The sequence below is a fragment of the Halocynthiibacter sp. genome, assembly GCF_049608145.1.
GTDB lineage: Bacteria > Pseudomonadota > Alphaproteobacteria > Rhodobacterales > Rhodobacteraceae > Halocynthiibacter.
Window position 1 is genome coordinate 1 of record NZ_JBMYXF010000014.1, and the last position, 19926, is coordinate 19926.

The 19926-nt window shown below is 54.0% G+C and carries 16 protein-coding genes and 1 pseudogene; 11 read left to right on the plus strand and 6 right to left on the minus strand.

The annotated features are described in order from the left end of the window. A pseudogene (locus tag ACPGUT_RS06455) lies at window positions 1–348 on the minus strand (kynureninase); the annotation flags it as partial. A gap of 429 nt (window positions 349–777) precedes the next feature. On the opposite strand from ACPGUT_RS06455, the gene ACPGUT_RS06460 reads away from it, so the two are divergent. The 3 genes from ACPGUT_RS06460 to ACPGUT_RS06470 are packed head-to-tail and all read left to right on the plus strand — an operon-like array spanning window position 778 to window position 4462. Continuing rightward, complete coding sequence (locus ACPGUT_RS06460; RefSeq protein WP_423989568.1) at window positions 778–2349, plus strand: Re/Si-specific NAD(P)(+) transhydrogenase subunit alpha; 1572 nt, start codon at window positions 778–780, stop codon at window positions 2347–2349. Between the two features lie 13 nt (window positions 2350–2362). Then, on the plus strand, window positions 2363–3805 hold the full coding sequence (locus ACPGUT_RS06465) for an NAD(P)(+) transhydrogenase (Re/Si-specific) subunit beta (RefSeq protein WP_423989570.1): 1443 nt from the start codon (window positions 2363–2365) through the stop codon (window positions 3803–3805). Window positions 3806–3862: 57 nt separating this feature from the next. Next, window positions 3863–4462 carry a DUF6630 family protein gene (locus tag ACPGUT_RS06470; protein ID WP_423989572.1) on the plus strand — a complete coding sequence of 200 codons (600 nt, stop codon included), beginning with the start codon at window positions 3863–3865 and terminating at the stop codon, window positions 4460–4462. Between the two features lie 88 nt (window positions 4463–4550). On the opposite strand, the gene ACPGUT_RS06475 is transcribed toward ACPGUT_RS06470, so the two are convergent. Then, entirely contained in the window at window positions 4551–6296 is a 1746-nt protein-coding gene (locus tag ACPGUT_RS06475) for a flotillin family protein (protein ID WP_423989574.1), read from the minus strand. 46 nt (window positions 6297–6342) lie between these two features. Beyond that, window positions 6343–7032 carry a YqiJ family protein gene (locus ACPGUT_RS06480; RefSeq protein ID WP_423989576.1) on the minus strand — a complete coding sequence of 230 codons (690 nt, stop codon included), beginning with the start codon at window positions 7030–7032 and terminating at the stop codon, window positions 6343–6345. A gap of 145 nt (window positions 7033–7177) precedes the next feature. On the opposite strand from ACPGUT_RS06480, the gene ACPGUT_RS06485 reads away from it, so the two are divergent. The 3 genes from ACPGUT_RS06485 to ACPGUT_RS06495 all read left to right on the plus strand — a co-directional run bounded on the left by ACPGUT_RS06485 (window position 7178) and on the right by ACPGUT_RS06495 (window position 9503). Beyond that, entirely contained in the window at window positions 7178–7624 is a 447-nt protein-coding gene (locus tag ACPGUT_RS06485) for a helix-turn-helix domain-containing protein (protein ID WP_423989578.1), read from the plus strand. 68 nt (window positions 7625–7692) lie between these two features. Then, window positions 7693–8097, plus strand: a complete 405-nt coding sequence (locus ACPGUT_RS06490) for a PaaI family thioesterase (protein WP_423989580.1) — start codon at window positions 7693–7695, stop codon at window positions 8095–8097. 137 nt (window positions 8098–8234) lie between these two features. Further along, window positions 8235–9503 carry a DUF3422 family protein gene (locus tag ACPGUT_RS06495; protein ID WP_423989582.1) on the plus strand — a complete coding sequence of 423 codons (1269 nt, stop codon included), beginning with the start codon at window positions 8235–8237 and terminating at the stop codon, window positions 9501–9503. A gap of 246 nt (window positions 9504–9749) precedes the next feature. Here the strand turns inward: ACPGUT_RS06495 and ACPGUT_RS06500 are convergent, their stop codons facing one another. The 3 genes from ACPGUT_RS06500 to ACPGUT_RS06510 form a co-directional block, all read right to left on the minus strand. After that, window positions 9750–10760 carry an ABC transporter permease gene (locus ACPGUT_RS06500; RefSeq protein WP_423989584.1) on the minus strand — a complete coding sequence of 337 codons (1011 nt, stop codon included), beginning with the start codon at window positions 10758–10760 and terminating at the stop codon, window positions 9750–9752. Continuing rightward, a complete protein-coding gene (locus ACPGUT_RS06505; protein WP_423989586.1) occupies window positions 10753–11760 on the minus strand; it encodes an ABC transporter permease in 1008 nt (335 codons plus the stop codon). Before ACPGUT_RS06505 ends, ACPGUT_RS06500 begins: the two co-directional genes overlap by 8 nt. A gap of 100 nt (window positions 11761–11860) precedes the next feature. Continuing rightward, window positions 11861–13561 (minus strand): peptide ABC transporter substrate-binding protein, encoded by a 1701-nt coding sequence (locus ACPGUT_RS06510; protein ID WP_423989588.1) that lies wholly within the window; start codon window positions 13559–13561, stop codon window positions 11861–11863. 440 nt (window positions 13562–14001) lie between these two features. On the opposite strand from ACPGUT_RS06510, the gene ACPGUT_RS06515 reads away from it, so the two are divergent. The 5 genes from ACPGUT_RS06515 to ACPGUT_RS06535 are packed head-to-tail and all read left to right on the plus strand — an operon-like array spanning window position 14002 to window position 19913. Next, on the plus strand, window positions 14002–15822 hold the full coding sequence (locus ACPGUT_RS06515) for an ABC transporter ATP-binding protein (RefSeq protein WP_423989590.1): 1821 nt from the start codon (window positions 14002–14004) through the stop codon (window positions 15820–15822). 2 nt (window positions 15823–15824) lie between these two features. Then, window positions 15825–16184 (plus strand): hypothetical protein, encoded by a 360-nt coding sequence (locus ACPGUT_RS06520; RefSeq protein WP_423989592.1) that lies wholly within the window; start codon window positions 15825–15827, stop codon window positions 16182–16184. 31 nt (window positions 16185–16215) lie between these two features. Next, a complete protein-coding gene (gene argE / locus ACPGUT_RS06525; protein ID WP_423989594.1) occupies window positions 16216–17394 on the plus strand; it encodes an acetylornithine deacetylase in 1179 nt (392 codons plus the stop codon). After that, complete coding sequence (locus tag ACPGUT_RS06530) at window positions 17391–18734, plus strand: NAD(P)/FAD-dependent oxidoreductase (protein ID WP_423989596.1); 1344 nt, start codon at window positions 17391–17393, stop codon at window positions 18732–18734. Before argE ends, ACPGUT_RS06530 begins: the two co-directional genes overlap by 4 nt. 12 nt (window positions 18735–18746) lie before the next feature. Further along, window positions 18747–19913: a M20 aminoacylase family protein gene (locus tag ACPGUT_RS06535; protein ID WP_423989598.1), complete on the plus strand. Its 1167-nt coding sequence runs from the start codon at window positions 18747–18749 to the stop codon at window positions 19911–19913. Window positions 19914–19926: the final 13 nt, after the last annotated feature.

Below are 19926 nucleotides of genomic sequence, written 5' to 3' on the forward strand. Positions count from 1 at the left end.
ATCTGTCGGGAAGTTGCCATTGTCTGACAGAACCACCTTGCGGCCGGGGTTCATTTCAAGCGCGGATGCGACGGCCTGATAGACCTTGATCGACAATGTGTCGCCCATCACGACAGAACCTTTTTCAGCCCCGATCAGCCGTCCGATACGGTCGCCGATGTCGGTGGGTTTCGCCATCCAACCGGCTTTGTTCCAGCCAGTGATCAGCATGTCGCCCCATTCATCGGTGATGGTGCGTTCAACTTTGGCCGCAGTGGCCCAGGGCATCGCGCCCAGCGAATTCCCATCTAGGTAAATCATGCCTTCAGGAATGTGGAACATCGCTTTGGTGGTGGCGAAATCGGGCATGGGGCTCTCCGGTTTGGAATTTACTTCATGCATAAAGCATTCAGCAGGGTCAAAAAGCAAGCCCCAGCAAAACTTGATACTGCATTTAGCCAGTCTTGCGATCTGTGTGGTCATACAGAAGGGGATTTCAACATTTACCTGTCGGCTGTGCAGAGCGAATTTCTTCAATATTCTTGAAGGCAAATTCACAAAATGTGAGGCCCGGGTAAGGGGTGTTTGGGTATGCAATTGCATACTTTTGGCATCTGCGGAAAATGCGACAAAATTCCCCGCAAAAATGCGCGACGAAATAACATCACGGTTGTGTCAGGCTGTTGTGAAATATTGTTACCCACGTTAAGCATGCCGGGACTGAAAAATGTCGCTGTGGGTAACTATCTTGTCGCAGAGATGATTTTTCCGAAAAGTAGCATGAACAGGGGAACAGGTTTGAAAATCGGGGCACCAAAGGAAACATTTGCCGGTGAGGCGCGCGTTGCAATGACGCCGGATTCGGCAAAACAATTACAGAAGCTCGGCTATGACTGCGCGATTGAAAGCGGCGCGGGCGAAGCTGCGGGTTTTTCCAACGCGATGTATAAGGACGCAGGCGTTGAGGTTCTGAAAACCGGCGCGGCGCTGTTTAAAGCCTGCGATATCGTGGCGAAGGTCCGTCAACCCGACGCGACGGAGTTGAAACGCCTGCGCAAAGACCAGACGCTGATTTCCTTCTTTAACCCTGCGGCGAACGACGAGGGTATGGAAGCGGCGAAAGCCAAGGGTGCAAACGTCATCGCCATGGAAATGGTGCCCCGTATTTCGCGCGCGCAAAAGATGGATGCGCTGTCATCCATGGCGAATATCGCCGGGTATCGTGCGGTGATTGAAGCGGGTAATAATTTTGGCCGCTTCTTCACAGGTCAGATCACGGCGGCGGGTAAGGTTCCACCTGCGAAGGTTCTGGTTGTCGGCGCGGGCGTTGCGGGTTTGGCTGCGATTGGCACCTCGACCAGTCTTGGGGCGATCACATTGGCCTTTGACGTGCGCCCGGAAGTTGCGGAACAAGTTGAATCCATGGGCGCTGAATTTGTTTACCTCGACTTTGAGGAAGAACAGGCGGATGGCGCGACCTCGGGCGGATATGCATCCGTGTCTTCCCCTGAATTCCGCGAAGCCCAGCTTGCGAAATTCCGTGAACTGGCACCAGAAGTTGACATCGTCATCACCACGGCCTTGATCCCGAACCGCGAAGCGCCAGAGCTTTGGACCGAAGATATGGTTCAGGCAATGAAACCCGGTTCCGTGATCGTCGACTTGGCGGCGGAAAAAGGTGGCAACTGTAAATTGACCGTGATGGATGAGAAAATCGTCACCGACAATGGTGTGACCATTGTGGGCTATACCGATTTCCCGTCACGCATGGCAGCGCAGGCGTCGACCCTTTATGCCACCAACATTCGCCACATGATGACCGATCTGACCCCTGAAAAGGACGGCCAGATCAATCACGACATGGAAGATGATGTGATCCGTGGTGCGACCGTGGCCTTTGAAGGTGAAATCACCTTCCCACCGCCCCCACCAAAGGTGCAGGCGATTGCGGCGAAACCCAAAGAGGTGGCGCCAGAGCTGACGGCCGAGGAAAAGCGTGCAGCAGAAGTCGAAGCTTTCAAAAAAGAAACCCGCAATCAGGTCACTTTGCTGGCTGTTGGCGGAGCGTTGCTTTTGGCTGTTGGTCTTGTGGCTCCGGCCAGCTTTATGCAGCATTTCATCGTCTTTGTTCTGTCTGTTTTCATCGGCTTCCAGGTGATCTGGGGCGTGGCGCACAGCTTGCACACACCTTTGATGGCGGTGACAAATGCGATTTCTTCCATCGTGATTTTGGGCGCATTGATGCAGATCGGATCGGGATCTTTCCTGGTGATCCTGCTGTCAGCCCTTGCGGTGTTTATGACCGGGATCAACATTTTCGGTGGCTTCATGGTGACACGGCGTATGCTCGCCATGTTCCAGAAATCTTAAGGGGGCCGGATAAATGGATTACGGTTTTACAACAGCGGCTTACGTTGTCGCAGCGGTTCTTTTTATTCTCTCCCTTGGGGGGCTTTCTAGCCAGGAAAGCGCCAAACGCGCGATCTGGTATGGCATCGTCGGCATGGGGCTTGCGGTCTTTGCAACCCTTGTCGGGCCTGGCTCCGGTCTGTGGTTGCTGTCGGTCGTTTTGATTGCCGGTGGGGCAGTGATTGGCTGGCAATTGGCCAATAAAGTGCAGATGACACAGATGCCCGAACTGGTGGCCGCGATGCATTCGCTTGTTGGTCTGGCAGCGGTGTTCATCGGGCTGAACGCGCATTTCACCATTGGATATGTCGAGGGCATTTCAGGCGCTTCGGGTATAACCGCAGAAACCCACGGGGTTTTCCCGGCATTGGTGGCACATAAGTCTCCAGTTGAGATCGCTATCCTACGCGTTGAGCTGTTCCTCGGCGTCTTTATCGGTGCGGTGACCTTCACTGGTTCCGTGATTGCTTATGGAAAATTGGCGGGCAAGGTGAATTCTAAGGCGGAAAAACTGCCTGGTGGACACATGCTGAATGCCGGTGCTGCGGGCCTTAGCTTGCTGACGCTGATCTGGTATTGCAACACGGGTGGTTTCTTCCCGCTGTTCCTGATGACTTTGGCGGCGCTGTTCATTGGCTACCACCTGATCATGGGCATTGGCGGCGCGGATATGCCGGTTGTTGTGTCGATGTTGAACTCCTATTCCGGTTGGGCTGCGGCGGCGATTGGTTTCAGTCTTGGCAATGATCTGTTGATCGTTGTGGGCGCGCTGGTTGGCTCAAGCGGGGCGATCCTGTCTTACATTATGTGTAAGGCGATGAACCGGTCTTTCGTTTCTGTGATCCTTGGTGGTTTCGGTGAAACAACCGGCCCTGCGATGGAGGTCGAAGGCGAACAGATCGCGATCGAAGCGGATGGCGTGGCCAGCGCTTTGGAAGAAGCTGACAGCGTTGTGATCATCCCTGGTTACGGTATGGCGGTGGCCCAGGCACAGCAGAATGTGGCTGAACTGACCCGCCGTCTGCGCGCCAAAGGCAAGACCGTGCGCTTTGCGATCCACCCGGTTGCGGGACGTCTGCCTGGCCATATGAACGTGCTGCTGGCGGAAGCCAAAGTGCCCTATGACATCGTGATGGAGATGGATGAGATCAATGATGATTTCCCTGAAACCGACGTGGCGATTGTGATCGGGTCCAATGACATCGTGAACCCAGCCGCCCAAGACGATCCGAACAGCCCCATCGCGGGGATGCCGGTTCTGGAGTGCTGGAAAGCGAAACAGGTGTTCGTGTCTAAGCGTGGCCAGGGCACCGGTTATTCCGGCATCGAGAACCCTCTGTTCTTTAAAGAGAATACGCGGATGTTCTATGGTGATGCGAAAGCAAGCCTTGATCAGTTGCTGACAATGATCAGCTAAATTAGTAATAAAAAGCGGCCCTTCGGGGCCGTTTTTTTATGAGTGAGTTCAGAAAATATGTTACGAAACCTAATCACCGGATTGACTGCACTTTTGGTCACACCCGCTGGCGCATCAGCGAACGCCTGCGTTACCCCAGCACAGTTTATGCCCTTCACCCGTTTGCTTGAGATAAGTGAAACCGGAACTTTTGCCCAGTTTCAGGATATCTATTGCGATCGCAAAGCTCTTTGGGGGGAGGATGTGGAGGATTGGGAATATATTGATGCGTTCCTGTATGAGCACGAAATTATGCTGTGGATCGATTGGAAGCAGGATATGCGATATCTGCTTGATCCACAGGGCGGGTTGGCAAGTCTTCAGAATATCTTTCGCCGAAGCGATGTTGAACCGCTTACAGAAGTGGAACGCGCGTCCATTCTTGATATCATTGAGCCGGACTGGCGCAATAATATCTATGCGACTGAGGGCAATATGTATGACGGTGGATATAAGGAATTACACGAATTTATTCGTGCCCGTGGACGGGAACTGGTGATTTTAAGCAATGGATCAGATGGCTACGGATTGATGCTGATACCCGTTGAGAGGCTGACAGAGTTACGGGCGTTGGAATTGGTGTTTTATAATATCTATACTCTGGAAGAGTACTTTTGAGTTTCAGGTATCTGAACAAAACAGGCCCGCAGTGATGCGGGCCTTTTTGTGTCTTATGCGGGGTAGGGCCCCTTCATTCTAGACGGTATTACTTCTTGCTTTCGGCCTCTGGTGTGACATCTAGCGCGTCATTGGCTACGCCAGCGATGCCATTTTCAAGACTGACACCCAGTTCCTTACCAAGGGCCTGCATGGCAGGCATTTGCAGCGCCATGCCCAGAACTGAATCCAGCGCCTGGTTCACGGGCGTGCCGCCGGTCGAAGCTGCGTCGCCAGAACCGCCGGTGCCACCATTGCCCATGCCAGTCACCTGATGGATCTTGATGCTGTCGATCTTTTCAGCCGGTTTCACCATCTCGGCGATGATACCAGGCATGGCTTCGAGTTGGGCCAGACGGATTTTCATTGCGATGATTTCCTGGCTCAGCTCGTTTTCAGAATTGGCAATCGCAGTCTGACCTTCTGCGGTTGCCAGCAGGTCGGTTTTCTTTGCCTCTGCACGTACAGTGATCGCATTCGCGTCGGCCTGTGCTTCTTCCAGTTTCGCCGCCGCACGGTCACTGGCAGCCTCTTTCTCGGCCTCGGCAGACAGACGCACAGCGGTGGCCTGACGTTCCGCGTCTTCCTGTGCCTGGATCAATGTGATCTGCTTGCGGCGTTCAGCCTCGGCAACGGCACGGGTTGTGTTCACAGATTCTTCCGCTTTGGCGGCTTCTGCGCGTGCGATATCTGCTGACGCACTTGCTTGGCTTTCTTCTTCGGACTTGCGGGCAATGATGATCTGACGGTCCTGATCCGCAACAGCCAATTCACGTTCTTTCGCAATCTCAGCTTCACGCAACTTATGTTCATTTGCAATTTCAGCTTCGCGAATGGTGCGTTCCTTGGCGATTTCAGTTTCACGAATAGCACGTTCCTTGACGATTTCCGCCTCGGAAATGGTACGTTCGCGCTCAATCTCAGATGTACGCACCGCACGTTCGCGTTCAATGCGGGCCTGTTCTTTCGCTTGGTCAGAGGCTTCCTGGCTGCGCGCAATGGCGGCTTCCTGGCTGGCCTGCAGGGACTGAATTTCTTCAATCTGGGCGATGTGGGCCTGCTGTTGTTCGCGATCAATCTGATATTTACGCTTCTCAGCTTCCATTTCAGACTGGGCCACAGCGACGTCAGCTTCTGCAGTGATTTCAGCACGTTGCTTGCGGGATGTTGCAATCACAGCGGCCAGTTTTTGCATACCAACAGCGTTAAACGCGTTGTTTTCGTCCAGCGATTCAAACGGTGTCTGGTCAAGGGCTGTCAAAGACACCGCTTCCAGTTCCAGACCGTTTTTCAGAAGGTCTTCGGAAATCGCGTTCTGCACTTCCTGAACAAAGCTTGCGCGGTTTTCATGCAACTCATCCATGGTCATCTGGGCGGCAACGGCACGCAGACCATCCACAAGCTTACCTTCAATCATTTCGCGCAGTTGATCCACGTGGAATGTCCGGTCACCCAAGGTTTGCGCCGCGCGGGAAATACCGTCTTCGGTGGCATTTACAGAGACGTAGAATTCAACGCCAACGTCAACGCGCATCCGGTCTTTGGTGATCAGTGATTGTTCATTCACGCGCGCCACTTCCAGGCGCAGTGTCTTCATGTTCACTTTGGAAATTTCATGCAGGAAGGGCACAACGATTGTACCGCCATCCATAATAACTTTGCGGCCGCCTGAACCGGTTTTCACCAGGCTCATTTCACGTGTGGCGCGTTTGTAAAGCCGGGCCATGATCATGCCGATAAAGAACAGCAGGCCAACGATAGAACCCGCAATGATTGCGATTGATGTAAAGTCCATAAGAACTCCTTGTTTTAACGTTAAATTTATAACCGGAACCCGCAAATCAGATGACGAAAAACTTATCGCCGCGTTTTCTGATCAGCGTGACATCACTGCCCTGCGGAAAGACAGCGTCGTCTTCCAGGGGCTCTACCCGCAAATAATGCAGATTTCCATGCCGGTCTTTGATCTTTATTTCAGCGGGTTTTCCCCGCATGGCTGTGCCCTGTGTGATGGTGCCGTTATGCCCGCCCAGATACCGTGTGCGCATGGCAGTGGTTTCTGTTTTAGGCATGATCAGCGCCACCTGGTTTGCAATCACGCGGGTCACGGCCAAGGCCGGAAACACTGCAATTACAACCGCCAATGAGGTGAACAGCGGTACAGTGAACATATTGGTCATCACGGTCTGAAGGATCAGACCCGACAGGCCAAACATGGTTAGAAAGGAAACCAGCCAAATCAGGAAGGGCACATCCTGTATACCTAGCCACCCAAGTATGCCTGAGGGGCCCGCTGGCATATCCGCAGCATCAATGTCGATATCTGCATCCAGATCGATGTCCATATCAAAATCCGTGTCCACAGACAGATCAAAATCTGCATCCACGTCAATATCCGGCCCTTCACCGCCCATGCCCAGAACTGTTGCACCCAGCAGGGACATCAGAATTTCCAGGATAAACAAGCCGGCGACGACAGCCAAGGCAATGGCAAACGGCCAGGAATGTGGGGCGAGAAATGTGTCGATCATAGTTTTCCTTTCACATTATATATAGGTATGAATTTTAATTTGTGTAGGTATATATATGCAAAATATTCAAAAATCTAGAAAATACATTGATTTTCCTGTGAATACATGTAGCTTTATTTAGGCACATGTAAGAAATGAGGGCAATATGCCAGATTTCATTGAACGCCGTCGTCTGGCCCGGATACTGGATCGCAGTGCCGACCGCCTGGCTGAGGTACAATCGCCGGAGAAAGGCTGGATTGCCACGATGCGCCTAGCTCTTGGCATGTCTGCGGAACAGGTGGCCCATCGCAAAGGTGTCAGTCGAAATGCGGTCTATCAGGCTGAGCGCAGTGAAAAAGAAGGTGCGGTGTCTTTGAAGCAGATGGACCAATTGGCAAAAGCCATGGGGGGGCGTTTTGTCTATGCGATTGTGCCTGATGCGCCGGTGGAACAGCTGAAATATCAACAGGCCCTGGGCAAAGCGCGTTTGTTACTGCGTGAAGAACCCGGATTTGCCGAATGGTCAGCCGATGAACGTCAGGACTGGGTCGATGACAAAGCAGCGCAATTATTGCATGATATGCCTGGCCATTTCTGGGATGAGATCTGATTTCATTTGATCAGTTGCTGCCCTGACGTCAGCTTTGACATCGGGCAGGGCGCAGGCAGGATGAGTGAATGACAGATATTCTTAAAATGGGTCAGGCGATCCTGGCCATGCAACCTTTCAGCCAGGCCTTAGGGGCAGAGCTGACAGAATTGGGCGAGGGGAAAGCTGAAATCCGGCTGCCCCTGCGCGATGATCACAAACAGCAACATGGATTCGCCCATGGCGGCGTTGTCAGCTATCTTGCGGACAATTGTCTGACCTTTGCAGCAGGATCTAGGCTGGGTGATGTGCTCACGCTTGAAATGAAGATCAACTACACCCGCCCGGCAAAAGGCGCAGTTTTAATCGCGCGTGCACAGGTTTTAAGCCATGGCAAACGACAGGCCGTGTGCGAAGCAAAAGTCTATGCCGTTGAAAATGGGGAAGAAAAAATCTGCGCAATTGCCCAGGGCACAGTTATGCCGGTTTCCTGAGGTGCCAGAAAAATGTGCGGTATACATTGGTATTCTGTAACATATTGAAAAATATACAAATTTATCTTTACGAAGTTGGATTTTGCAGTTTAGCGTCCGCCTAAGGAGCGATCCGGGGATTAGGGCAGGACAGCAGAATGAACGCGATTTCGGACCATAAAGAGCGCTACGCGCTGACCAATGAGTTGCACGCGCGACCCTTCCCGACCCTTGGTGTGGGGGCCTGTGCGATCTATCTGGCGGTGAAACGCCCGGCGGATGCGGCGCGTCGTGACCGGGGTGCAGATTTTGCCCATCTTCTGGCGCTGCTGGATCATTTTGGGGCAGATCATCCACGTCCTGGAGCCACGCACTATTCCGGTCGGTTGGGGCAACATCGGATCAAATGGGAAAGCCACACAGAATTCGTCAGCTATACGTTGTTCACAGAAGGTCGTGTGCCTCAGGGGGATGGGTTGGATTTGTTTCCAACGGATTGGCTTGCGGATATGCCGGGTGTGCGGTTGACCTCGGCGATGATCCGGGTGACGGCAAAACCCACGGATAAGGCCGAACTTGCCCGCATTCTGAAAGATGATTTTGTGCCGGAAAGTCTCGCGGCCAGTAATGTTCTGGATGGGGCTGCCTTGATCGCGGGGGATTTCCGTATTGATGCCAAGGGTCAGATGCAGTTTCGGGTGATTGCGGCCCCTCAGACCGGGGCGCAACGGATCGGGCGTATTGTCCAACGTATCTGCGAAATCGAAACCTATAAGGCCATGTCGATGCTGGGCTATCGGCGTGCAAAAGATGTATCGCGTGAATTGGGCAGCATTGATATGCGCCTGAACCGTCTGATTGACCGGATGAGCGGCGCTGAACCCGAAGCCGTGCTTGCTGCATTGTTGCCACTGACGGCGGAACTTGAAGCGATCTCTGCCCAGACAGCGTTTCGTTTTTCCGGCACCCGGGCCTATAGCACGCTGGTCGCTGACAAAATTGCGGTGCTGCGGGAACGTCGTCTTGGCGGGCGTCAGACGTTTGAAGAATTCATGTCACGTCGGTTTGAGCCCACCATGCGTACAACAGAAGCGGTCGAAGCACAGCTTCAGAATATTTCGGCGCGTGCGTTTCGGGCTGCAGAACTGTTGCGCACCCGGGTGGAAGTTGAACGATCTGCCCAGAACCAACAGCTGCTTGAAAGCATGGATCGCCGCGCAGACCAGCAGCTTCACCTGCAAAAAACTGTCGAAGGTCTGTCGGTGGTGGCGATCAGTTACTATGCGGTCAATCTTGCAAGCTACGCAACTTATCCCCTGGCCAAAGCTGGCGGGTTGGACAAAGCCACGCTGACAGCCCTCTTGATCCCACCGGTGATCGCCGCAGTTTGGCTGACGGTGCGGCGGATCAGAAACGCGGTGCATTAAAGCGGTTCTAGTTTTTGTTGGTTTGCGACAAGAACGGGTACTGCTTGTTGTCAGATCTGCATAAGGCAAACTGCGCCGATCCATAGGTCGATCCCAAAGGTCAAATCCAGATGTGTCCCGATGCTTTTATGCGTGCTTTCATTGGGGCAGGGGGCGGCGGCAAAGGTGGCGCAACGCAAAGGCGGGCCAAATTAAAACGGCCCGTGCATTTCTGCCGGGCCGTTCCTGTTTCAGTTTGTTGTCAGATCAGCGACCGCGGATCCGTGGATCCAGAGCATCCCGTAGACCATCCCCGATATAGTTCACGGAAAGCACGGTCAGAGAGATCGCCAGGCCCGGGTACACAACGCGTTCCGGATAGCTGACCAGGAAGTCCGTGCTATCATAGAGCAGGCGCCCCCATGTCGGGAAATCTGGCGGAAAGCCAAGTCCCAGGAAGGACAGCGCACTTTCGGTGATGATCGCATTGGCAATGCCCAAAGTGGCTGACACCATGATCGGTGACATGACGTTTGGCAGCACATGGCGCATGATCATCTTGCTGTTGGTTGTCCCGATAGACCGAGCCGCCAGAACAAATTCACGTTCTTTCAGCGCCAGCACATCCCCGCGTACGATACGTGCGGTGGGCATCCAGCTTGTGATCCCGATGGCGGATACCATCAGAATGAACGCGCCCATTTCCGGACCAAAGCTTGAATTCAGCGCATCCCGGAACAGCATAAACATCACCAGCAGCAATGGCAGCAGGGGCAGGGCAAGGAACAGATCCGTCAGACGCATCAAAAGACCATCAAGCCTTTTGAAATAGCCCGCGACCACACCCACAAGCGTGCCAACAAACAATGCCAAAAGCATCGCTGTCACGCCCACAGCCAAGGACACCTGACCGCCTTTGATCACACGTGCCAGGTTGTCACGGCCCAACTGATCGGTGCCCAGCGGGTGGGACCAATAGACCTTCAGACCTGTTTCCGCCTTCATAGACGTTGGGTCTGTCAGGCAGGTCATGATCATGCCCCAGTCCTGCGACAGGCAGGATGAAATCGCACGGGCGTTCTTGGCTCGGATGTCGATATAGGTCGCATCTGTCGACCATAGCCATGGCCCAAGAATGATCCCAAAGACGATCAGCAGGAACACAAAGGCCCCAATCATCGCGCCACGATGGGTGCGGAACTGTGCCCAGACATCCCACCACTGGCTGCGCGATGCGCTTGCGGCGATGTCCTGTTCGGTTACGGTTTTATCAGTCATAACGGATCCTCGGATCAAGCACGCCGTAGAGAACATCGGCAATCAGGTTAAAGAGAATGATCAGAACAGCGAAGATCACAGTCAGGGTTTGTACCATCGGGATGTCATTGGCCTGAATGGCCGTGATCAGAAGCTGACCAAGACCGTTCACCTTAAACACTTGTTCGGTGATGATCGCACCACCAAACACTTGTGGCACACCCAATGCAATCACAGTCACGACCGGGATCATGGAGTTGCGCAGCACATGCACCAGAACCACGGCTTTTTCGCCAAGGCCCTTTGCGCGTGCGGTGCGCACGTAATCTTGGTTCAGGTTGTCCAGCATAGAGGCCCGCATGAAACGGCTGATCTGTGCGGCGTTATACAGCGCCAGCACGGAGACAGGCAGAACCATCTGCTTGGCCTGTTTGACAAAGTTTGCCCAGCTGTCGACCACAAGGGTTGTGTCATAGATAGACGGGAACCAGCCCAGGTTCACCGAGAAGATCACAATCAGCAGAACACCCGTGAAGAAGGTCGGAACAGAGAAACCCACCATGGAAACGAATGTACCGATCTGATCAAACCAGCTGTATTGACGATAGGCTGAGATAATCCCAATAGGCAGGGCGATCAGCGTGCCAACCAGGTAGCCCAGACCAACAACCCACAGGGTTTGCGGGATACGCTGCCAGACGATGTCCATGACCGGTGATCGGCTTTGGAATGAGATAATCCGCTGTTGATCCCAATAGGTGTTTAGACCTGTAAGCTGTTCGATGGTGTACATCGGTTCAACCCAGAAAAAGGCATAGAACCATTTCGTAAACCGAATGAACGGGTTCTGGCCAAGACCAAGGGATTCACGGATTTGTGCTTTTACTTCGGCAGGGATCGACAATGGTAGGCTTGCCGTCGGATCACCTGGTGCCAGCGCAAGCAGCATGAAGATGACGAAGGAGATGAAGAACAACGTCAGCACCGATATTAACGAGCGACGAATGATAAAGTTGAGCATTGAGGTGCCTCAGGATGCGCGTTCCGGGTATGATTTGCCCCGCACGGGGCGGGGCAAATCCGTTCTGTGGTGTCAGGCAGCTATGCTGCCTGGAACGGAATTAACCGCCTACACGATGCCAGTCAGCAGCATTCCACAGTTCAGAGTCCCAGGTGTTCAGCACAACGCCACCCAGAGTGTTGGAATGTGCAGATACACGACCACGATCCACGAGAGGGATGATCACATATTCTTGCATCAGCATGTCGTTCATTGCTTTTGCAAGACGTGCACGATCTTCCAGAGCGCCGGTTGTTGCCATTTCAGCAACCAGTGCGTCGTACTCTTCAGAACAGAAACGCGGCATGTTGTTGCCCTGCCACTGTGTTTCAGGACGTGGTGCCTGTGAACATTCCCAGTTCGCCATGTATGACTCAGGGTCTGTGCCGTCAAAGTTGTTTGCGTACATTTCAACGTCAGCAAAGAACTTCTGGAAGGTGTCGTTTGACGCAGGGTCGCCGCCGAAGAACACAGACGCGTCGATGTTGCGCAGTTCGGTTTCAACACCGATTTCGCCCCACCACTGTTTGATCAGGGCTTGGAAATCCTGGCGAACAGCGTTGGTAGAGGTTTGGTACAGCATGGAAAGACGAACGCCGTCTTTCGCACGAACACCGTCAGAACCCATGGCCCAGCCAGCTTCGTCCAGCAGAGCGTTTGCTGCAGCGATGTCTTGTACAAGGCATGCGTCGTTTGCAGTGGATTTGTAGATCGCAGGTGCTGGCAGAACGTTACAGGTCGGGCGACCCGCGGTGCCGTAGCCGATTTCAACCAGAAGGTCGCGATCGATTGCCATGGACAGCGCTTTACGCACGTTGATGTCTGACAGGAACGGGTGCGCATTGTCTGCAGTACCGCGACGTTCGCCGAGATCAGCAGAAACATCGGTCATGTTGACCATGATGCGTTCAACCAGGGTACCAAATGCAGATACAACAGTACCTTTGCCTGCGGATTCCATTTCAGCAAGCACATCAGGTGCCAGCTGGAGGTTCCAAGCGTAGTCGAATTCACCGGTTGCAAGAACAGCACGGCCAGCGTCAGTTGCGGAACCGCCACCTTTCAGCGTTGCAGTTGCAAAAGCTGGTTTGCTTGCGTCACGGTAATGTGGGTTCGCAGCCAGGGAAATCACGTCATTCGGACGGAATTCTGTTACTGTGAACGGGCCGGTGCCAACAGGTTGGAAGTTCGCATCTGTACACTCAGGTGCTTTTGCACCGAGACAGTCTGCAAACTGAGCCGCCTGAATGATCGGAGCCTGAGCGCCAACAAACGGACCGTATGGGAATGGCTTGGATACACCGAAGTGTACAGTCACGGTGCGATCATCGATGATTTCAACATCGGTCACATCGTTGTATTTTTCGCTTTGTGCACAGCCGCCACCTTCAGTGGTACAGTACTGCCAAGAGAAACGTACATCAGCGGATGTCAGTGCGGACCCATCAGACCACAGCAGACCTTCTTTGAGGGTCCATGTGATGGATGTCAGGTCTTCAGAAACGCCGCCGTTTTCAACGGTTGGGATTTCTTCAACAAGCCAAGGCACCATTGTGCCGTCTTGGTTGTAACGTGCCAGCGGTTCGATCACGAGGCTTGCAGCCTCAAGTTCTTTCGTGCCGCCTGACAGATACGGGTTCATGCTGGATGCGGCCTGCCAATATACGATATTGACGTGGCCGTCTGCGCCGCGCTCGGCCATAGCCGCAGGGGCCATCGCAAAAGCAGCTGCAGCGCCCAGAAGGGTTGCCTTGAAGTTCATACTTCTCTCCTTGTTGGTGATCCTGTTCATAATGGACAGAATCAAAGTCTGTGTTGCCGACAGTTTTCGTTGTCTTAACTGGCCTTTTTCGGGCCGTGAAAATTCTGCGACAAGTGGCCGTAGTTCAGACAATCCCAAGGGGAAATGCAAGCCGGAAGCTGAAATTAAAACGGATTCCCGACAAATGGCCAAAAGAAGTTCAGGAATTAAAGAGACTTCAGGCCCCGACGACCTATGTTCGCCCTCACGAAAGTTTCATCTGACGTGAGGTAATATTGTTAGCGCTCGCGTTGAATCACTGGATAAACCGATTCTTTCGCAGTCGCGGAATGACCCAATTCGCACATGCAGCACTGGTATAGTTGTTTGACAGCCCGGCGAACTGGCGCGTAGCCTTGCCGGAAAATGACAAAAAGACACACCCCGGGAGTACCTGATCCATGCTGGATAAGCCGCTTGTCGATATCGAGAATCTGCGCGTTGAATTTGAAACCTCCAGCGGGCTTGTTGTCGGCGTGGAAGATGTATCATTCAATGTAAAACCGGGCGAAACCCTTTGTATCGTTGGTGAATCCGGATCGGGAAAATCGGTGTCGTCCCTGTCTCTGATGCGCCTTGTTGAATTCGGTGGCGGCGAAATTGCCGGGGGCAGCCTGAAGTTCGATCGTGGTGACGCGGGCGAGATTGATGTGAAAGATGCTGATTCTGAATTAATGCGTCAGATCCGCGGCAATGAGATCGCGATGATCTTCCAGGAGCCGATGACAGCCCTGAACCCCGTGTTCACAATTGGCCGCCAGCTGACCGAAGGTTTGCGCATTCACAAAGGCATGAACAAAGCCGAAGCAAAAGAACGCGCGATTGAACTTCTGAAACAGGTGCGCATTCCTGAACCGGAACGCCGTTTTGACCAATACCCCCATGAACTGTCCGGCGGTATGCGCCAGCGTGTGGTGATTGCGATCGCCATGGCGTGTGAACCCAAGCTTTTGATCGCGGATGAGCCGACCACCGCGCTTGACGTGACCATTCAGGCGGAAATTCTGGCCTTGATCGACCGGCTGAAGCGCGAAAACAATATGGCTGTGATTTTCATCACCCATGACATGGCGGTTGTGGCCCAGATGGCGGACCGGGTGCTTGTGATGTTCCGTGGCAACATGGTGGAAGAGGGCACCGTTGAAGAAATCTTCGAGAACCCGAAAGAAGATTACACCAAAGCCCTGCTGGCCGCTGTCCCACGTCTGGGTGAAATGAAGGGCAAAGATCGCCCCGAACCCATGCGTCTGATTGGTCAGCCTGCGCCCGAAACCATTGCGGCCCCGGCGGTAGAACCTGAACCACTGTTGGAAGTGAAAAACCTGATCACCCGTTTCCCCGTGAAAAAGGGATTGATCCAGAAAGTCGTGGCCAATGTGCACGCGGTAGAAGACGTCAGTTTCACCATTAACGCGGGTCAGACCGTGTCTTTGGTGGGGGAATCCGGTTGTGGGAAATCCACAGTGGGCCGGTCTATCCTGCGCCTGGTTGAACCGACATCCGGTTCTGTGACCATGGAAGGCAAAGATATTCTGAGCCTTTCACCGGAAGAAATGCGCATGGAACGGCGCGATATGCAGATGATCTTTCAGGATCCCTTTGCATCCTTGAACCCACAGGTGCGCCTGTTTGATCAGGTGGCAGAACCCCTGCGCAACTATAACATCTGTTCCGGGTCTGAACTGGAAGATCGCGTTGCGAACCTCTTTGATCGGGTGAAATTGCCCCGTACCTTTATGCGCCGGTATCCGCATGAAATGTCAGGTGGCCAGCGTCAACGTGTGGCGATTGCCCGCGCCCTTGCGCTGAACCCAAAGCTGATCATCGCGGATGAAGCCGTGTCTGCGCTGGATGTTTCCGTGCAGGCCGAGGTTCTGAACCTGATGATGGAACTGCAGGCCGAACTGGGCCTGGCTTTCTTGTTTATCTCGCACGACATGGCGGTTGTTGAACGCGTCAGCCATATCACAGCTGTGATGTATCTGGGGCGGATCGTGGAAATTGGCCCGCGCGCGCAGGTGTTTGAAAACCCACAGCACGCCTATACCAAATCCTTGATGTCAGCGGTGCCTGTTGCCGATCCGAAAAACAAAATGATCGGAAAAGAGCTGAACTTTAAGCCTATTCCATCCCCGATCTTCCCGGTCAGCCACACCGCAGGCCCGTCGGAATATGACCAGATCGGCCCGGATCACTTCATCCTGAAGGGTGACTGGTACTGATCGTGTTCGCCTGGGAACTAAAAGCATTAAATTGGCTTTTCTCGAGACTTCCGCTGATTATGCTGGTTTTTGCTGTTTTCGCTGGCATTGCAGATAGTCGTGAGTATTTTGCCTTGTTTGATGGTGATCCGGGACTTTCAGCGTTCTTGGATGAAGACGAACTAAACGAAATGAATATGCTCATGGAACAAGGCATTATGAGCGAAGAAGACTTCGAATTTGGTGAAACGATCAGTGCTGCAGAACGACGGTACGGTTTTGTTTTGGGGCTGCAAACATTCTTTATGTTTGCCGGCCTTGCGGCGCTTATTGCCGGTGTGAACCGGATTGCGGATCACCTGACACAAAAGAAGTCCGTGTAATGTACTATAAAACAAAGAAAATGGAACGACGATGACTATGGACCTTTCCGCCCTTGAGATCATGACAAAGCTGATCTCTTTTCCGACAGTCAGCCGCGACAGCAATCTTGATCTGATCGACTGGGTGGAAAGCTATCTGGCCTCGCACGGCATTTCTTCCACCCGCGTGCCGAACCCCGAAGGCAATAAATCCGCGATCTATGCCTCTGTTGGTCCGGATGCGCCGGGGGGCGTTGTTTTGTCCGGCCACACCGATGTTGTACCCGTGGATGGTCAGGACTGGTCAAGCGATCCCTGGACCGTGACCGAACGCGAAGGGCGCTATTATGGTCGTGGCACCTGTGACATGAAAGGCTTTGATGCCATCGCGCTTTGGGCGATGGGGCAGGCGGCGAAACTGCATGCGGAGGGCAAACTTGCCAAACCTTTGCAGGTGGCCCTGTCCTATGACGAAGAAATCGGCTGCACCGGCGCCCCGCCCATGATCGCGCATATGGTGGCAAATACCGACATTCCCCGCGCGGAAGCTGCGATCATTGGCGAACCTTCCACCATGCAGGCGGTGACCGGCCATAAGGGCGGTTTTGGCTGGGATGTGCATGTGAAAGGGTTTGAGGTGCATTCATCCCTGATGCACACGGGCGTGTCAGCGATCCTGGAAAGCGCGAAGATCCTGTCATGGATCAATGAAACCAATGCAGAACTTGCTGCCAAAACCCCAACTGCGGTGGCGGGCATGTTTGAGCCCCCCTTCACCACTGTGCATTCCGGCACGATTGAGGGCGGCACAGCAGGCAATATCACCGCCGGGGATTGCCGTTTTGATCTTGATTTCCGCATTGTGGCCGATGAAAGCCGCGAAGACTGGGAAGCGCGCCTTATGCCGTTCATCGACACATTGGATGCGGAGCTGAAAGCGCGTCACCCGGATGCAGGCGTGATCATGAATGAAGACTTCTCGCTTCCCCCATTGCGCCCGGAAGAAAACGGTGTCGCTGAAACGCTTGTGCGTGCGATCACCGGTGACAATGCCAGCCATGTTGTGTCTTACGGCACCGAGGCAGGACAATTCCAGGAAGGCGGCTATTCAAGCGTGGTTTGTGGCCCCGGTGACATTGCCCAGGCGCACCAACCGGATGAATTCATTGAAATTTCTGAATTTAACGCTGGCGTCAATTTCATGGAGAAACTCCTGGTTCGCCTGCAATGACAAAACCTTTCCACCTGCCAGACCCCGCGCCTTATCGCGGGGCATTGCCGGATGCCGTTGATCTGGCCATTATCGGCGGCGGCATTATCGGCATCACCACCGCGCTTTATGCCGCGCGGGCCGGGCTGAAGGTTGTGGTGCTGGAAAAAGGCCGGGTCGCGGCGGAACAATCCAGCCGCAACTGGGGCTGGATCCGGGTGCAGGGCCGAGATTTTGATGAGATCCCGATCATGCAAGAAGCACAACGCCTCTGGCAGGATTTAGACGATGAAAGCAAAGGCGCGATGGGGCTGCGGACCTGTGGCGTGACTTATCTTGCCAGTGATGAGAAAAAACTGGGGCTCTACCGCGATTGGCTGGACAAGGCGGCACCCTACGGCGTCAGCAGCCGCATTCTGGATCGAGATCAGATCAATCAGACCCTGGGGAACCCAAAAGGCAAATGGATCGGTGCGCTGAATACGCCGACGGATATGAAAGCCGAACCGGATGTTGCCGTGCCCCTGATGGCAGATCTGGCACGTGAAGCAGGGGCGCAGGTAATTGAGAGTTGCGCGGTGCGCGGCCTGGATATGGTCGCGGGTAAGATCGAGGGTGTCATCACCGAGGCTGGAAAAATCGCCTGCGATCAGGTGGTTCTGGCGGGCGGGGCCTGGTCTTCGCTGTTTCTGCGCCATCATGGCGTGTCGATCCCACAGATGTCTGTCCGCAACACGGCCTTTGCCACAGATGCAGTTGATGGAGCCGCACAGACCTGCGCGGTGGATTCTGATTTCGCTATGCGTGCGCGTGTTGATGGAGGATTTACTCTTGCTCCATCAACCGATGCAGATGTGTTTTTCGGGCCGGATCTGATGCGTCATTTGCGTTGGTATCTGCCCTTTGCCTTTGGAGGCGACCTAAAGGTTGATCTGCGTCCACCCGCACCAAAACATTTCCCCGATGCGTTGTTCACGGCGCGACGCTGGAATGATGCCAATGAAACGCCGTTTGAGCGCATGCGCATTCTGTCGCCCAAACCGGATATGAAGAAAGTCGCCGCGACAGTGAAAGCCTTCAATCGTGTCTGGCCGGATATGGGGGAAGTGCAAGTTGCGGATGCCTGGGCGGGGATGATTGATGTGCTGCCCGATGTTGTGCCCGTCGTCGATCACGTGGAAAAACTGCCAGGCCTGATTGTGGCGACCGGCATGTGTGGTCATGGGTTTGGCATAGGCCCGGCGTTTGGCCGTATTCTTACGGATATGGTGTTGGGGCGTGAAGTGGGGCATGATCTGACACGGTTCCGTCTGTCACGTTTCACTGATGGCGCGCCCATGGTTCCCGGACCCAATGTTTAGAAGGAGGCAGTGATGCCCGTCAAAAATCGCTTCGCTGAGATGCACGCAGAAATCACTGGCTGGCGTCGCCATCTGCACGCCCATCCGGAACTGATGTATGACGTGCATGAAACGGCTGCTTTTGTGGTGGAACGCCTTCGCGAATTTGGTGTGGATGAAATCAACGAAGGCATCGGTAAAACCGGTGTTGTCGCACTGATTAAAGGCAAAACCGACACGCAGGGTCGCGTCATTGGCATGCGCGCCGATATGGATGCGCTGCCGATCGAGGAAGCGACCGGCGTTGAATATGCCTCAACCGTTCCTGGAAAAATGCATGCCTGTGGCCATGATGGTCATACGGCGATGTTGTTGGGCGCTGCGAAATACTTGGCCGAGACTCGTAATTTTGACGGCACCGTTGCGTTGATCTTCCAGCCCGCCGAAGAAGGCGGGGCAGGTGGGCTTGCCATGTGTCAGGACGGCATGATGGACCGTTGGAATATTCAGGAAGTCTATGGTTTGCATAACGCCCCCGGTATTGCCGTGGGGGAATTTGCGATCCGTCCTGGTGCACTGCTTGCGTCATCCGATGAATTTAAAATCACGGTCACCGGCAAAGGCGGCCATGCGGCAGAACCTGCGTTGGCGATTGATACAACCCTCGTGGCGGCACAGATTGTTGTGACGTTACAAAGCATTGTCGCGCGGAATGTTGATCCGCTGAAACGCGTTGTCCTGACCGTGGGCACGTTTAACACCGACAGCGCCGCCAGCAATGTCATTGCGCATGAAGTCGTCATGGAAGGCACACTGCGCACGCTGGATAAGGAATACCGTGCGATCTGTGAAGAGCGCATCAAACGCGTGGCTATGGATACGGCGTCAGCCTTTGGCGCGGTGGCTGAGGTTGAATGGACGCCGGGCTATCCCGTGACCTTCAACACCGAGGCCGAGACAGGTTTTGCCGCTGATGCAGCGCGGGCCGTTTCCGCGAACGTGGATGATGTGACAGACCCGATCATGCCATCGGAAGATTTCGCCTATATGCTGGAAGAACGCCCTGGCGCCTATATCTTCCTTGGCAATGGCGACACCCAGATGTGCCACCACCCAGAATATAATTTTGACGACGAGGCCATTCCATTTGGCAGTGCCTGGTTTGTGGAACTTGCCGAACGACGAATGCCGCTTGGCTGACCTGATTTAAATG